The sequence below is a fragment of the Gemmobacter megaterium genome (assembly GCF_900156815.1).
GTDB lineage: Bacteria > Pseudomonadota > Alphaproteobacteria > Rhodobacterales > Rhodobacteraceae > Wagnerdoeblera > Wagnerdoeblera megaterium.
In genome coordinates this window covers 253460-268044 of the sequence record NZ_FTOT01000006.1, presented here as the reverse complement: position 1 = coordinate 268044, position 14585 = coordinate 253460, and the positions used below count along the sequence as shown (strand labels likewise).

The 14585-nt window shown below is 62.1% G+C and carries 10 protein-coding genes; 4 read left to right on the top strand and 6 right to left on the bottom strand.

Annotation, left to right across the window (positions count from 1 at the left end; genetic code table 11):
* Nucleotides 1–2: 2 nt before the first annotated feature.
* From BW970_RS15040 to BW970_RS15030, 3 genes are read left to right on the top strand one after another with little or no spacing between them, the layout of a single operon-like run.
* Entirely contained in the window at nt 3–824 is an 822-nt protein-coding gene (locus BW970_RS15040) for an ABC transporter permease (RefSeq protein WP_076532855.1), read from the top strand.
* Nucleotides 821–1723, top strand: coding sequence for an ABC transporter ATP-binding protein (locus BW970_RS15035; protein WP_076532853.1), 903 nt, complete (start codon nt 821–823; stop codon nt 1721–1723). The genes BW970_RS15040 and BW970_RS15035 overlap by 4 nt, the downstream gene beginning before the upstream one ends.
* Nucleotides 1720–2682 (top strand): ABC transporter ATP-binding protein, encoded by a 963-nt coding sequence (locus BW970_RS15030; RefSeq protein ID WP_076532851.1) that lies wholly within the window; start codon nt 1720–1722, stop codon nt 2680–2682. The genes BW970_RS15035 and BW970_RS15030 overlap by 4 nt, the downstream gene beginning before the upstream one ends.
* A 66-nt stretch (nt 2683–2748) precedes the next feature.
* On the opposite strand, the gene BW970_RS15025 is transcribed toward BW970_RS15030, so the two are convergent.
* A complete protein-coding gene (locus tag BW970_RS15025; protein WP_076532849.1) occupies nt 2749–4320 on the bottom strand; it encodes a 2-isopropylmalate synthase in 1572 nt (523 codons plus the stop codon).
* A gap of 370 nt (nt 4321–4690) precedes the next feature.
* On the opposite strand from BW970_RS15025, the gene BW970_RS15020 reads away from it, so the two are divergent.
* Nucleotides 4691–5500 carry a division plane positioning ATPase MipZ gene (locus tag BW970_RS15020; protein ID WP_076532847.1) on the top strand — a complete coding sequence of 270 codons (810 nt, stop codon included), beginning with the start codon at nt 4691–4693 and terminating at the stop codon, nt 5498–5500.
* Between the two features lie 36 nt (nt 5501–5536).
* Here the strand turns inward: BW970_RS15020 and BW970_RS15015 are convergent, their stop codons facing one another.
* From BW970_RS15015 to rimP, 5 genes are all read right to left on the bottom strand, one after another.
* Nucleotides 5537–8767 carry a calcium-binding protein gene (locus BW970_RS15015; protein WP_159441449.1) on the bottom strand — a complete coding sequence of 1077 codons (3231 nt, stop codon included), beginning with the start codon at nt 8765–8767 and terminating at the stop codon, nt 5537–5539.
* 159 nt (nt 8768–8926) lie between these two features.
* Nucleotides 8927–11473 carry a translation initiation factor IF-2 gene (infB, locus tag BW970_RS15010; RefSeq protein ID WP_076532843.1) on the bottom strand — a complete coding sequence of 849 codons (2547 nt, stop codon included), beginning with the start codon at nt 11471–11473 and terminating at the stop codon, nt 8927–8929.
* The gene (locus tag BW970_RS15005) at nt 11470–12117 is read right to left on the bottom strand and encodes an RNA-binding protein (protein ID WP_076532842.1); all 648 of its coding nucleotides are present in this window, start codon (nt 12115–12117) and stop codon (nt 11470–11472) included. Before BW970_RS15005 ends, infB begins: the two co-directional genes overlap by 4 nt.
* Before the next feature lie 22 nt (nt 12118–12139).
* Complete coding sequence (gene nusA / locus BW970_RS15000) at nt 12140–13750, bottom strand: transcription termination factor NusA (protein WP_076532839.1); 1611 nt, start codon at nt 13748–13750, stop codon at nt 12140–12142.
* 12 nt (nt 13751–13762) lie between these two features.
* The gene (gene rimP, locus BW970_RS14995) at nt 13763–14407 is read right to left on the bottom strand and encodes a ribosome maturation factor RimP (protein WP_076532993.1); all 645 of its coding nucleotides are present in this window, start codon (nt 14405–14407) and stop codon (nt 13763–13765) included.
* Nucleotides 14408–14585 lie beyond the last annotated feature (178 nt).

Below are 14585 nucleotides of genomic sequence, written 5' to 3'. Positions count from 1 at the left end.
CGATGAAGCTGGGTTTCAATATCTATCTCGGCGGATTCCTGACGCTGCTGGTCATTCTGGGCGGATTGCTTGCACAGTGGATTGCGCCCTATCATCCGGTGCTGGATGCAAACCTGATGAACGCCGAGGTGCCGCCGGGGCGTGAGTTCTGGTTCGGCACCGATGCGCAGGGGCGCGATGTTTACAGCCGTATCCTGTATGGCGCACAGATCTCGCTGACGGTGGGCATCGTCTCGCAGTTGATCAACACGGTGATCGGCGTCGTTCTGGGCATGACTGCCGGTTACTGGGGCGGCTGGTGGGACGATCTGGTGAACGGACTGACCAACGTGATGCTGGCCATCCCGTCACTGATCTTTGCTCTGGCGGTCATGGCGGTGCTTGGGCCGGGCCTCGTGTCGCTGCTGATCGCGCTTGGCCTGACAAACTGGAGCTGGACCTGCCGGATCGCGCGGTCCTCTACCCTGTCGCTGAAATCGCAAGGCTATGTGCAGGCGGCGCAGACCCTGGGCTATTCCGACCTGCGCATCATGTTCACCCAGATCCTGCCCAACATGATGGGGCCGATCCTTGTGATGGCGACCCTGGGCATGGGCGGCGCGGTCTTGTCCGAGGCGGCGTTGTCATTCCTGGGCTTGGGCATTCAACCCCCCTTCCCGTCATGGGGATCCATGCTGACCGACGCGCGTGAGATGATCCGCCTAGCACCTTGGGCCGCGATCTTCCCCGGCCTGGCGATCTTTCTGTCGGTGCTGGGCTTCAACCTGTTGGGCGACGGGCTGCGCGATGTCCTCGACCCCCATATGAGGACGCGCAAGCTATGACGGCCCCGCTTCTCGATATCCGCAATCTGTCGCTGGCGGTTCCTCAGGGGCGGTCATCCTTTCCGATCCTCAAGGACGTCTCGTTCCAGATCATGCCCGGAGAAGCCTACGGGCTGGTCGGCGAATCCGGCTCTGGCAAATCTGTGACCTCGTTGGCCACGATGGGGCTGCTGAAGAAGCCGCTCAAAGTGACCGAAGGCCAGATCCTGTTTCAAGGCCGCGACCTTCTGAAACTGAGCCGCCGCGAGATGCGCAAACTGCGCGGCGACCGTATCGCCATGATCTTTCAGGAGCCGATGACGGCACTGAACCCCCTGGCAACCGTCGGCCGGCAGATTGCCGAAATGTACGTGCTCCATCAGGGGAAAAGCTGGGCAGAGGCGGCAAAACTTGCCATCGACGCGCTGGCCAGCGTGCGCGTCCCGAACCCGGACAGGCGCGCGACCAACTATCCGCACCAGATGTCGGGTGGCTTGCGGCAACGGGTGATGATCGCCATGGCATTGGCGTGCAACCCTGACCTGCTGATCGCCGACGAACCCACGACTGCGCTGGATGTGACCGTACAGGCCGAAGTGTTGCGCCTGATCCGCGAGCTGTGCGCCGAGCGCGGCACAGCCGTCCTGCTGATATCGCATGATCTGGGCGTGATCGCGGAAATGTGCCAGCGCGTCGGCGTGATGTATTCCGGTTGTCTGGTCGAAGAGAATGAAACGCGCGAGCTGTTTCTGAACCCGCAGCACACCTACACCAAGGGACTGCTCGGGGCCTTGCCACGCCTTGGCAGCCGATTCCAGCATGGCCGGTCGCGCCTCGTCGATATCGACAGCATCATTCCTGACAGGTCGATCCTGACGCAGACCCGCTTTATTGCGCCAAGACCAGAGGTGGCCCAATGACCGCACCCATTCTGGAAATCGACGATCTGCATGTGCATTTTCCCGTCACGGGCGGTGGTCTGCTGGGTACGGGGCGCAAAACGCTTCACGCGGTCAACGGGCTGTCGCTGCACCTGAACAAGGGCGAATGCCTGTCTCTGGTGGGCGAATCGGGGTGCGGCAAATCGACAACCGCCCTGGCCGTCATGGGCTTGCAAGAACCGACATCGGGCAGCATCCGGTTTCGGGGCCAACCGTTTTCGGGACCAGAGGCGCCTGGCCGGATGGACAGGGCACGAGCCGCGCAGATCGTCTTTCAGGATCCCTATGCCTCGCTCAACCCGCGGCAGACGGTCTGGGCGTCACTGGCCGCGCCTTTGCGGTTGCATGGTGTCACCGCGAAATCCGAGGTCGAGGATCGGATCGCAACGATGCTGAAAAGCGTTGGCTTGTCTGCTGAACAGGGGCGGCGCTTTCCGCATGAGTTCTCGGGCGGCCAGCGCCAACGTATCGGCATTGCCCGCGCGCTGATTCTGGGACCGGAAATCGTGGTGCTGGACGAACCCGTCTCGGCGCTGGACGTTTCGATCCGGGCGCAGATCATCAACCTTCTGCTGGATTTGCAGGACCAATTCGGCCTGTCCTATCTGATGATCAGCCACGACCTCAGCGTTGTCGAACATATGAGCGACCGCGTCGCCGTGATGTTCTTTGGCGAGATCGTTGAAACCGGGCCGTGGCAGTCCATCTTCACCAACCCGATTCACCCCTATTGCCGCCGCTTGATTGCGACAATCCCGGATCCCGATGTGATCCTGGGCCGCAGCCGCAAGCCCACCGATGGGGAACAACCCGATCCGCCGGCGGGCTGGCGCTTTGCCGATACGGGCCTCGAGTCGCCGGATCTGACGAAGAAGCCCGATCCGTCGGAACTGGTCGAGGTCGAGCCGGACCACTTCGTCCGACTGGCCCGGATATAAGAACGGCCCACCGAAAGGTGGGCCGCCTGTCCTGGGTGGTGGCGGGGCGGGCCCCGCCACGCCGTTTCAGCTATGGTACTTGATGGTTTTCACATCATCGCCCGGTGCCGTCTTGGCGCGGCGCACGACCAGCCGGTTCAGCGCGTTGATATAGGCCTTCACGCTGGCAACGATTGTATCGGTATCCGCCGCCTGCCCGGTTACGATGCGACCATCTTCCTCCAACCGCACAGATACAGTTGCCTGGGCGTCGGTGCCTTCGGTCACGGCATGGACCTGATACAGTTGCAGCCGCGCCTTGTGCGGGAACAGCATCTTGACGCAGTTGAACGCCGCATCGACCGGGCCATCGCCTGTCGCGTCGATCCCCTTTTCCTCGCCGTCGATCACCAGCGTCATTTCGGCCTCCTGCGGACCTTCGGTCCCGGAAATCACCCGCAGCCGCTTCAGTTGCAGCGTGTCGTTTTCGGCGTTGGCCGCCTGATCCGCCGCCAACGCGATCAGATCCTCGTCGTAGACTTCCTTCTTGCGGTCAGCCAGCGCCTTGAACCGCACGAACACATCGTTCAACTGGTTCTGCCCCAGATCAAAGCCCAGCTCTTTCAGCTTGGCCCGCAGCGCGGCGCGGCCCGAATGCTTGCCCATGGCAATGTTCTTTGCCGTCAGGCCGATATGCTCGGGCTTCATGATCTCGAAGGTTTCGACGTTCTTCAGGACGCCATCCTGATGGATCCCGGATTCGTGCAAGAAGGCATTCTTGCCCACGATAGCCTTGTTCGGCTGCACCACAAAGCCCGACACGGTGGACACGCGGCGGCTCAGATGCATGATCTTGGTGGTGTCGATCCCGGTTTCATAGGGCAGGATGTCGTTGCGCACGCGCATCGCCATTACCACTTCCTCCAGCGCGGCATTCCCTGCGCGCTCGCCCAGACCGTTGATCGTGCATTCGATCTGCCGCGCCCCGGCCTCGACCGCCGCCAGAGAGTTCGCCGTCGCCATGCCCAGATCGTTGTGGCAATGGGTCGAAAAGATCACGCTGTCCGCGCCGGGCACCCGCTCCAGCAACATGCGGATCAGATTGGCGGATTCAAACGGATAGGTGTAGCCGACCGTATCGGGGATGTTGATCGTGGTCGCCCCGGCCTTGATGGCGATTTCGACCACGCGGCACAGATAGTCATATTCGGTTCGAGTCGCATCCATCGCCGACCATTGCACATTGTCACACAGATTGCGGGCATGGGTCACGGTTTCATGGATCAGTTCCGCCATCTGGTCCATGGACAGGTTCGGAATGGCCCGATGCAGCGGCGAGGTGCCGATAAAGGTGTGAATGCGCGGGGATTTCGCATTGCGCACAGCCTCCCAGCAGCGGTCGATGTCCTTCACATTGGCGCGGGACAGGCCGCAGATGGTCGAATTGCGGGAATTGCGGGCGATCTCTGAAACGGCCTGAAAGTCACCTTCCGAGGCGATGGGAAACCCTGCCTCGATGACATCGACGCCCATCTCGTCCAGCAGGCTGGCGATTTCCAGCTTTTCGTCATGGGTCATCGTCGCGCCGGGAGACTGCTCGCCATCGCGCAATGTGGTGTCAAAAATCAGCACACGGGGTTGCGGTGCGGTATCGGTCATTGGAACTGTCCTTGCTTCTCTGCTTGTCCTTGGGGCCGGGCGCTGTCCACCTCTGAGCGGTCGCGCCCTGGGGCACGCTCAGAGGAGGGTAAGGAGAAGCAGACCACGGGGGCCGTGCAGGGCATTGGCCCCGCGAGCGATGGTGATATGTTGGTCCCGTGTCATGGCATCGACTATACTCAGGGATCGAATGATGAAAAGCCCAAATTGAACCTGGCGCCGGCACTAATCGCCTGATGCACGACATCAGCGCCCACCGGGCACCGCCTTTTTGTGCCTTCGTGCGGGCCGAGACCCGAAAATCACAGGTTCCGCTTTCCTCCGGCCGCGTGCGCGCCTATGAGACTATGAACGATTTCCGGGGGATGGCATGGCGTATATCATCGTCGTGGGCAATGAAAAGGGCGGATCAGGCAAGTCCACCACCTGTATGCACGTGGCAACGGCATTGGCGCGATCTGGCTTTCGTGTTGGCGCACTGGATCTGGATCTGCGGCAACGCACCTTTGGGCGCTATGTGGAAAATCGCGCCGCCTTTGCCGAAAAGTCCGGGCTGACCTTGCCCATCCCGGACATGCGCGACCTGCCGGATGTTGAAGGCGCCGCGCTTCAACCTGGTGAGAATGCCTATGACCACCGGCTTTCTGCCGCTGTGGCCGCTTTGGACGCCACAAGCGACTTCATCATCATCGACTGTCCCGGCAGCCATACCCGGCTCAGCCAGTTGGCCCATTCGTTGGCGGATACACTGATCACACCGATGAACGACAGCTTCATCGACTTTGATCTTCTTGCCCGCATCGACCCCGAGACGAACAAGATCAAGGGTCCGTCAATCTACTCCGAGATGGTATGGCAGGCGCGGCAACTGCGCGCGCAGGCCGGGTTGAAGCCGATCGACTGGATCGTGCTGCGCAACCGCCTTGGCGCGCAGCAGATGCACAACAAGAAGAAGGTCGGCAAGGCCCTGGAAGAACTGTCCCGCCGCATCGGCTTTCGGGTTGTGCCAGGCTTTTCCGAGCGGGTGATCTTCCGCGAGCTGTTTCCGCGCGGTCTGACGCTGCTGGATCTGAAGGATGTGGGGGTGGACAACCTCAACATTTCGAACGTCGCCGCCCGGCAGGAACTGCGCGACCTGATGCGCGCGCTGAACCTGCCGGGTGTGGACGTGCAATTCTGACGTGACGGGGGCCAACGCCCCCGCCATCTGCCATCCCTAGAGCAGGACAAGGTCCGCGCCGGTCAAGGCCGAGTTGGCGATCTGGAAATCATGCGCCCCAAAGGCGCCAGTCAGATCGACACGGAAATCGTACCCCGCGGTTCCATCCAGGCCCAGCAAGATCGACGTCACGCCACCCACCGTCTGGATCTGCGCCTCCCATTGACCAAGCGCCGATCCATCCCCGGCGGTCAGGCTTGAGATGTTCGCAGCGCTAAACCGCAACATGTCGCCCGATTCGACATCTGCAATCAGATCAACCCCGGCATCACGTGGATTGAACAGGAACTGATCCGCCCCCGCCCCCCCGTAGAGCACGTCATTGCCAGCGCCGCCGCCGAGGATGTCGTTGCCAGCCCCACCGCGCAACGTGTCATTGCCACCGTGCCCGACAAGATTATCGGCCCGAGACGATCCTGTCAGATCGAACGCCTCAATGCCCAAATACTCCAGGTTGAAGGCGCCGGTCACACTGCGCAGGCTGTACCAGCCGTTGCTGACATAGACAGTCTTGACGCCGCCATCCGCCATCGAGGCATCGGCCACCAACACGTCGTTTCCTGCGCCACCATTGACCGAATGCTTCATGCCCCGCCCAAGGTTGATCCAGTCATTCCCGGCGCCGGTCGCAAGGACATGGTTGCCCGTCATGGCGCCCAGGTCGATGCGGTCATCCCCCGCGCCGGTGGTCAGGCGCACATTCTCGATTCCAGACAGGCTCGTTCCGTTGTTCGACAATGTGCCATCACCACCGGCGTTCAGGCTCAGATGATGCGACTGGTTTGATTGCCCCAGGTTGAAGATCCAGGTGTCAACTCCGGCACCACCGACGATCCGGTCGGCACCACCTGTACCACCGTCAAGTGTATCATGGCCAGCGCCACCGATCAGCGTATCGTTCAACGCTCCACCGATCAGGTGGTCCGACGCGCTGCCGCCCGTCACGTTGAACCGCTCGATCCCGAGATAGTCCACCGCTGTCGTGCCGCCATCATCGCCATAGCGGTTCCAGCCATTGCTGGTATACGCGCTGGAAATTCCCGTGCGCAGCGTCGAGTAATCCAGGATCAAAAGGTCGATCCCGCCGCCCCCGTTCACTACATCGAACCCGAGCCCCGTTGCAATCTGGTCATCGCCGTCACCGCCGTTCACAGTATCGTCCAGTGCATATCCCGCAGTGCTGAAGCGGTCATCCCCGATCCCCAGCGTAACATTCACGGCCTCGATGTTGCGGATGGAATACCCCTGCCGGGTCATTTGCGCGCTGGTCTGGCTGGCGGCCGCATCAAAGACCAGCGACCGGGTTTCTGCCGACAGGTCCGCCTCCCAACGATCATTGCCTGTGCCGCCATCAATCACGGCAATGCCTTGCGCACTGTTCAGCGTGTCATCCCCTGCCCCACCACGCAGGGTATCGTGAAAAGCGCCACCGCTCAGGCTGTCATCGCCGCTTCCACCCGTGACATCAAAGCGCTCAATGGCAATATAGTCGACCGAATGCCGATCCTCACCAACGGCGTAGCGATTCCAGCCATTGCTTGTATAGCGGCTGGAGACCGACTCGGTCTGATCCTTGTAGTCGATGATCAGCAGATCATCGCCTTCGCCCCCGTTCACCGTGTCGTGGCCGGTCCCCAGGTTGAACGTATCATCCCCGGCGCCACCGCTGACCCAATCATCCAGATCATAGCCCGCAGTACTGATCCGGTCATTCCCTGCGCCAAGCGTCAGGCTGACCCGTTCGATATTGCGGATGTCAAAGCTGCGGCCGGTCATTTGCGCGGCCGTCTGGCTGGCCAGCGCATCCAGCACGACCGCATAGTTGGCCTTGGACAGGTTGGCCTCCCACATGTCGTTGCCAAGCCCGCCGTCTATGGTCGCGCGGCCTTCGCCACTGGACAAGGTGTCGTCCCCCGCGCCACCGCGCAGCGTATCCAGTTCCGCACCACCGCCAAGCCAGTCATTCCCGGCGCCGCCCGTCAGGTTGAACCGTTCGACCCCGTAGTAATCTGTGCGGTTGCCGCTCTTGTCGGAATAGCGGTACCAGCCGTTCGCGGTATACCTATGGGTGATATGGGCTGTGGGATCCTCGACCGCGCTCCAGTCCATGATCAGCGTGTCGGTGCCCGCGCCGCCGTTCACGGTATCCTTGCCGCGCCCGGTCGAAATAACATCATTCCCGTCATTGCCAAAGATGCTGTCGTTATAGGCCCCGGCATGTGCAGTGATCACATCATTGCCCTTGCCGGAATGGAGATGAATCGCCTCGATCCCCTTGATCTTGGCAAGATTGGCGGATTGCTTGTTCAGATTGATCTTCACCTCCGCGGTGCGGTCATCAAAGTTGGCTTGCCAGGTATCGACCCCGGCGCCTCCATCAATGGTATCTTGTCCGCCGCCGCCGTTCAGCCAATCGTTCCCTCCACGGCCGACGAGCTTGTCATTGTCGGCGCCGCCGATCAACGAATCGCCTGCACTGCCGCCTGTCAGCCAGAACTGTTCGACGCCAAAGTAGTCGACACCACGGGTTCCCTCGGCATCCGACAGACGGTTCCAGCCATTTGAGGTGTAAACTTGGGTAACGCGACTGGTCGCTGCGGAAAAGTTCGCAACAAGCCGATCATTCCCCACGCCAGCATTGAAACTGGACCAACCGGACGCAACCTGAAAGATGTCGTTCCCGGCCCCGGCGTTGAATGTGTGATTGCCCGTCACATTCCGCACATCCACGCGATCATTGCCCGAGCCGGTGGTCAGCGCGACCTCTTCGATGCTGCGGACCTGGGCGCCCGTGCCTGCGACAGTGCTCCAGGCACTGGCCTGAAGCACGACCCGAACATCCGAGTTCAGGCTACCATAGTCCGCGATCCAACGGTCGAGCCCGGCACCACCGTCGATCGTGTCGGTCCCCAGGCCACTGGTGATGCGGTCATTTCCAGCGCCGCCCGACAGACTGTCTGCAAGGGCACCGCCTTGCAGCACGTCATCTCCGGCGCCGAACCAAAGTTCGTAGCGTTCAAAACCGATATGATCCACGCGACTGATGAAGTCGTCGGTGAAGGTGTACCATCCGTTGCTGACATAGCGGTAGTCGATGTTCGACGAGAGCCCGCGGTAGTCCACGCGCAGGGTATCCGTACCAGTTTGACCGTTCACCGCTTGCTGATCGCCCGGAGTCACAATGACAAGGTCATCACCAGGGCCGGTAGGCAATCCTGTAATAGGCATTCCACTCTCCATGTCAGGGGTCTGAACAGAGGGTAGGTCGCCCCGCGCAACATCGCATTGATCCATCGCAATTTCAGCATGTGTTTGCGGGTGACGCGGCGTCACAGGCAAAAGCCCCGGACCAGCGGGTCCGGGGCTTTTGCCTGTCTGTCAACCGTCTCAGGCGAGGTTGCGTTCGACCGTTTCGCGCTCGAAGATCTCGATCACGTCGCCGGCACGAATATCCTCATAGCGTTCAAAGGCCATGCCGCATTCCTGGCCGGACTGGACTTCCTTGACCTCGTCCTTGAAGCGCTTGAGCGTCTTCAACGTGCCCTCGTGGATCACCACGTTGTCACGCAGCAGACGGACGCCCGCCGAACGGCGCGCCACACCTTCGGTGACAAGACAACCCGCGACGTTACCCGCGCCGGTGATCTTGAACACTTCAAGGATCTTCGCATAGCCGATGAAGTTCTCGCGCACTTCGTCCTTGAGCAGGCCGGACGCGGCCTTCTTGATGTCGTCGATCAGGTCATAGATGATCGAGTAATACCGGATCTCGACACCCTTCTGCTGGGCCGAGTTGCGGGCCGTCGCATTGGCACGAACGTTGAAGCCGATGACCGGCGCCCCCGATGCCTCTGCCAGACCCACGTCCGAATCGGTGATCGCACCGACGCCGTAGTGCAGAACGCGAACGCGCACCTCGTCGTTGCCGACCTTTTCCAGCGCCTGGACGATAGCTTCGGCCGAACCCTGCACGTCGGCTTTCACGATGACCGGCAGTTCAGACACATCGGCATCCGCCTTGGCCTTGGCCATCAGCTGTTCCAGCGTGGTGGCGGCCCCGGCGGCGGCCCGTTTGTCCTTGGCGGCCTGTTCACGGTAATCCGCGATCTCACGCGCCTGGGCTTCGGTTTCGACCACGTTCAGCACGTCGCCCGCCTCGGGTGTGCCGTTCAGACCAAGAACCTCCACCGGAACCGAGGGACCGGCTTCGGTGATCGTCTCGCCCTTGTCGTTGATCAGTGCGCGGACCTTGCCCCACTTTTCCCCGACAACGAAGATGTCACCTTTCCGCAGCGTGCCGTTCTGGACCAGAACGGTCGCAACCGGGCCCCGGCCAACGTCCAGCTTCGCCTCGATCACGGCCCCCATGGCCGAGCGATTCGGGTTGGACTTGAGCTCCAGGATTTCCGCCTGAAGCGCGATGGCTTCGAGCAGACTGTCCAGGCCTTTTCCGGTCAGCGCCGAGACTTCGACATCCTGCACATCACCGGACATCGCCTCAACGACAACCTCGTGCTGCAACAGCTCCGTCCGCACCTTCTGGGCGTCGGCAGCCGGCTTGTCGCATTTGTTGATGGCGACGATCATCGGCACCTTGGCGGCCTTGGCATGATTGATCGCCTCGATGGTCTGAGGCATGACCGAATCGTCGGCAGCGACCACCAGGATCACGATGTCCGTCACCTGGGCACCACGGGCACGCATCGAGGTAAAGGCCGCGTGACCAGGGGTGTCAAGGAACGACACCAAAGAGCCATTGGGCGTTGTGACCTGATAGGCGCCGATGTGCTGCGTGATCCCGCCTGCCTCGCCGGAAACGACGTTGGCCTTGCGAATCGCGTCCAGCAAAGAGGTCTTGCCATGATCGACGTGGCCCATGATGGTCACGACCGGCGGACGCGGACGCAGATCTTCGTCCTTGTCCTGAACGGTGTCGATCACCTGCTCGACGTCGGCATCCGACACGCGCACCGCACGGTGGCCGAATTCCTCGATCACCAGCTCGGCCGTATCGGCGTCGATGGGTTGATTCATATTGACCATCATGCCCATCTTCATCAGGGCCTTGACGACATCGGCGGCACGTTCTGCCATCCGGTTTGCCAGTTCCTGAACAACGATGGTTTCGGGCAGTTGCACGTCGCGCACCTGCTTTTCGGCCTTCTGGCCAAAGCCCATGGCTTTCTGGCGTGCTTTTTCCTGCTTGCGCTTCATCGCGGCCAGACTGCGAGTGCGACCACCCTCGCCTTCGAGGGCAGCGTTCAGCGTCAGCTTGCCAGCGCGGCGGCTGTCGTCGCCACCTTTCGCCCGCGCAGCGCGTTCGCGATCTTCACGCTCACGCTCACGATCAGTCTTGCGGGGGCTTGGGCCGGTACGGGTGCTGCGCTCTTCGGGGGGCGGGCCAGGCTGCGCAACCGTGGTTGCGGCATTGGCGGCCGCCACCTTGGCCGGCGCATTGGCCGCACGACGGGCGATCTCCGCCTCGCGCTTGACCTTGGCGTCTTCCTCGGCCTTGAGGCGCTCTTCTTCTTCGACCTTGCGGCGGGCAGCTTCGGCCAGTTCACGCTCTTCGCGTTCACGGGCCTCAAGCTCGTCACGCTTGCGCTGACGCTCCTCGTCGCGGGCTTTCTCGTCCGCGGCGCGTTGCGCGATTTCCTCGGCCTCGCGGGCTTTGGCTGCGCGCAATGCGGCCAGACGGCGTTCCATCTCGGCGTCCGAGATGCCGGCCGGACGGCGCGAAGGGTCGCCAAGCGGCTGCGAGCCGCCGCCCGCACCACCGGCAGCACCCGGCTTTTGCGGCACCACAACGCGCTTGCGCTTGACCTCCACGGCCACGGCCTTTGTCCGGCCATGACTGAAGCTCTGCTTCACCTGGCCGGGTCCACGCGGACCGCCACCCAGGCCGAGGGGTTTCTTGCCGTCAGTATCGCTCATGCCGTCTTCGTATCCTTCCCGGCGGTCCTGCCGCCGATCTGCTTGCCCTGCGCCAAATCGCGCAGCCCTGCAAGCCTTGCCGCTTCCTCTACAACACGTCTTTCGAGTCCGCCAGCCGCAAGCGCGCCGTGTATCGCACGTTCGCGGCCGAAAGCCAAACCCAATTCCTGTGCGCTCAGGCAGCTGATCAAGCTGCCCGGACCGTTCGGCGGACGCAGGCGTCCGCGTTCGCGTTCCGATCCGTCAAATGCCTGGATCAGCACCTCGGCCTGGTCTTTCACCAACCAGTCCTTGACCTTTTCCATCCCTGCGACCGCCTCGCCCGCCTTGCGGGCCATGGCGATCAGATCGACCACCCGGCGCACAAGACCAGCTTCGACCACCGCGACCAGATCAGGCGGAGCGACCAACGGCATACGCGCTGCGCGCGAGAACAGATTCTTCGCAACCGCCTTGTCCAGCGCCGACCGGGCCGACACCACATAGAACCCGCGGCCCGGCAGCTTGCCCAGCAAATCCGGCACCACCTGGCCATCTGGGCCCGCAACAAAGCGGATCAGCCCCGCCTTTGGCTGGCTTTCTCCGGTCACAATACACTTGCGATCCGGATCGGTCCTGTCGTTGTCCTTGCCGCCGCGCGTCACGAAGCGCCTCCCGAGGCCCCGTTCAGGCCTCGTCCTCCTCGGTTTCCTCGGCCTCGACGGCTTCGGGTTCCAACTCGGTCGGGTCCACCCAACCCAGCATGACACGCGCGGTCATGATCAGGGTCTGGGCTTCCTCAAGGCTCATGTCGAAGGATTCCAGAATACCGTCATCCTTCTTGCGCTGCCCGTTCTCTGTCGTCCAGCCGCCAGCCAGTTCCCAGTCGGCACAGGTGGCGAAGTCTTCCAGCGTCTTGATGCCCTCTTTGCCAAGGGCCTCCAGCATCTGGGGCGTGAGGCCCTGGAATTCAACCAGGCTGTCCTCGACACCCAGAGCCCGCGCGGCTTCCATCGCCTTGCGTGCCTGCTCTTCCAGGCAGTCGCGGGCGCGGGCCTGAAGCTCTCCGGCGGTCGATTCGTCGAACCCGTCGATCGCCAGCAGTTCATCCACCTCGACATAGGCGACTTCCTCTAGGTTCGTGAACCCTTCGGAGACCAGGAGTTGCGCCATCATCTCATCGACATCCAGAGTGTCCATGAACAGACGGGTGCGCTCGGCGAATTCGGCCTGACGGCGGGCCGATTCGTCGGCCTCGGTCAGAATGTCGATATCCAGCCCGGTCAACTGGCTGGCAAGGCGAACGTTCTGGCCCCGGCGACCGATCGCCAGCGACAGTTGCTCGTCCGGCACCACAACTTCGATCTTGCTGGCATCCTCGTCGAACACGACCTTGGACACCTCGGCCGGTTGCAGCGCATTCACGAGGAAGGTTGCCACATCCTGATTCCACGGGATGATGTCGATCTTCTCGCCTTGCAGCTCGTTCACCACCGCCTGCACACGGCTGCCGCGCATACCGACGCACGCACCCACGGGGTCGATGGAGTTGTCATAGCTGATCACGGCAATCTTGGCACGCGAACCGGGATCGCGGGCACAGGCCTTGATCTCGATGATACCATCGTAAATTTCCGGCACTTCCATCTTGAACAGCGCCATCATGAATTCCGGCGCAGTGCGCGACAGGAAGACCTGCGGGCCACGGGCCTCGCGCCGCACGTCCTTGACAAAGGCGCGGATGCGATCCCCGATGCGATAGCTTTCACGGCCGATCTTGTCGTTGCGGCGCAGGATGCCTTCGCCACGACCGATATCCACAATGATGTTGCCGTATTCTTCGCGCTTGACGGTGCCGTTGAGAATGGTGCCGACGCGGTCCTTGAATTCCTCGTACTGACGATCCCGCTCTGCCTCGCGCACCTTTTGCAGGATCACCTGCTTGGCGGACTGCGCGGCGATGCGGCCCAGATCGACCGGCGGCACCTCGTCCACAACCTCATCACCGACCTGCGGATCCCGCAGGTAGCTTTTTGCCTGCTTCACAGTCAGTTGCGCGTGGTGATTCTCTACCGCGTCATCCTCGACCACCGTACGGACACGGGAAAAGGCCGCGCGGCCGGTCTTGCGGTCGATCTTGACGCGAATGTCCATCTCGGCGCCGTAGCGTGACTTGGCCGCGCGGGCGAGGCTGTCTTCCATGGCCTGGATCACCAGATCCGGGTCGATCATCTTTTCGCGCGCCACCGCTTCGGCGGTTTGCAGCAGCTCGAGCTGGTTGGCAGAGGTGATTGCCATCGCGGCCTCCTGTCAGTGCCTGGTGGGCGCGGCGTCTTCGGCGTCCGCGTCGTCGTCGGTGTCTTCTTCGGTCTCGATCCCGTCAAGGCCGCCTTCGTCGATATCCGCACCATCAAAGGCACCGGATTCCTTGCGCTGGCGCAGCATTTCGGCGATCAACTCGTCGGTCAGGATCAGCTTGGCATCGGACAGCCAGTCGAACTTGAGGCCGATGGTCAGATCTTCGCCGCCTTCCTCGATGGTAATCAGCACTTCGTCGCCATCGGTTCCGGCCAGCGCCCCCTTGAAGCGGCGGCGACCGTCGATCAGCTCGGTGGTTTCGACACGTGCCTCATAGCCCTGCCACATGTCGAAATCCTTCAACCGCGTCAGCGGGCGATCAATTCCGGGGCTGGACACTTCGAGCGTATAATTGTCCTCGATCGGGTCTTCGACGTCGAGGACGGCAGAGACAGCCGTAGAGATTTTCGCGCAATCTTCCACGTTGATACCGCCGTCGGGCGTGTCGGCCATGATCTGAAGGATGCGGGTCTTGCCGCCCATCAGGCGGATCCTCACCAGTTCGTACCCCAGCCCCTCTATGGTGGGCTGGATGAGGGCGGCCAGACGCCGGTCGATGGCTGTCTTGGCGATAAGGTCGGATGTGAGGTCGGACATTGGAAACCCCAGAAACAAAAAACGGGCCATAGCGGCCCGTACGATCTTCCGGTGGGCCGCCGGTTTGGACCCGGTAGCGCCGCTGTTGCGTGGGATATACGCCCAAGAGCAGCGGAATGCAAGGGCGGATGGGCCGGGGGTTTCACACCCCCGGACCCCCGTGGGGTATTTCCGGCAA

What these genes read in the sequence shown, in the direction of transcription:
- BW970_RS15025 (WP_076532849.1), bottom strand. Translation starts at nt 4,320, where the DNA reads ATGACCGATACCGCACCGCAACCCCGTGTGCTGATTTTTGACACCACA.
- BW970_RS15030 (WP_076532851.1), top strand. Translation starts at nt 1,720, where the DNA reads ATGACCGCACCCATTCTGGAAATCGACGATCTGCATGTGCATTTTCCC.
- BW970_RS15020 (WP_076532847.1), top strand. Translation starts at nt 4,691, where the DNA reads ATGGCGTATATCATCGTCGTGGGCAATGAAAAGGGCGGATCAGGCAAG.
- infB (WP_076532843.1), bottom strand. Translation starts at nt 11,473, where the DNA reads ATGAGCGATACTGACGGCAAGAAACCCCTCGGCCTGGGTGGCGGTCCG.
- BW970_RS15015 (WP_159441449.1), bottom strand. Translation starts at nt 8,767, where the DNA reads ATGCCTATTACAGGATTGCCTACCGGCCCTGGTGATGACCTTGTCATT.
- BW970_RS15040 (WP_076532855.1), top strand. Translation starts at nt 3, where the DNA reads ATGAAGCTGGGTTTCAATATCTATCTCGGCGGATTCCTGACGCTGCTG.
- nusA (WP_076532839.1), bottom strand. Translation starts at nt 13,750, where the DNA reads ATGGCAATCACCTCTGCCAACCAGCTCGAGCTGCTGCAAACCGCCGAA.
- BW970_RS15035 (WP_076532853.1), top strand. Translation starts at nt 821, where the DNA reads ATGACGGCCCCGCTTCTCGATATCCGCAATCTGTCGCTGGCGGTTCCT.
- rimP (WP_076532993.1), bottom strand. Translation starts at nt 14,407, where the DNA reads ATGTCCGACCTCACATCCGACCTTATCGCCAAGACAGCCATCGACCGG.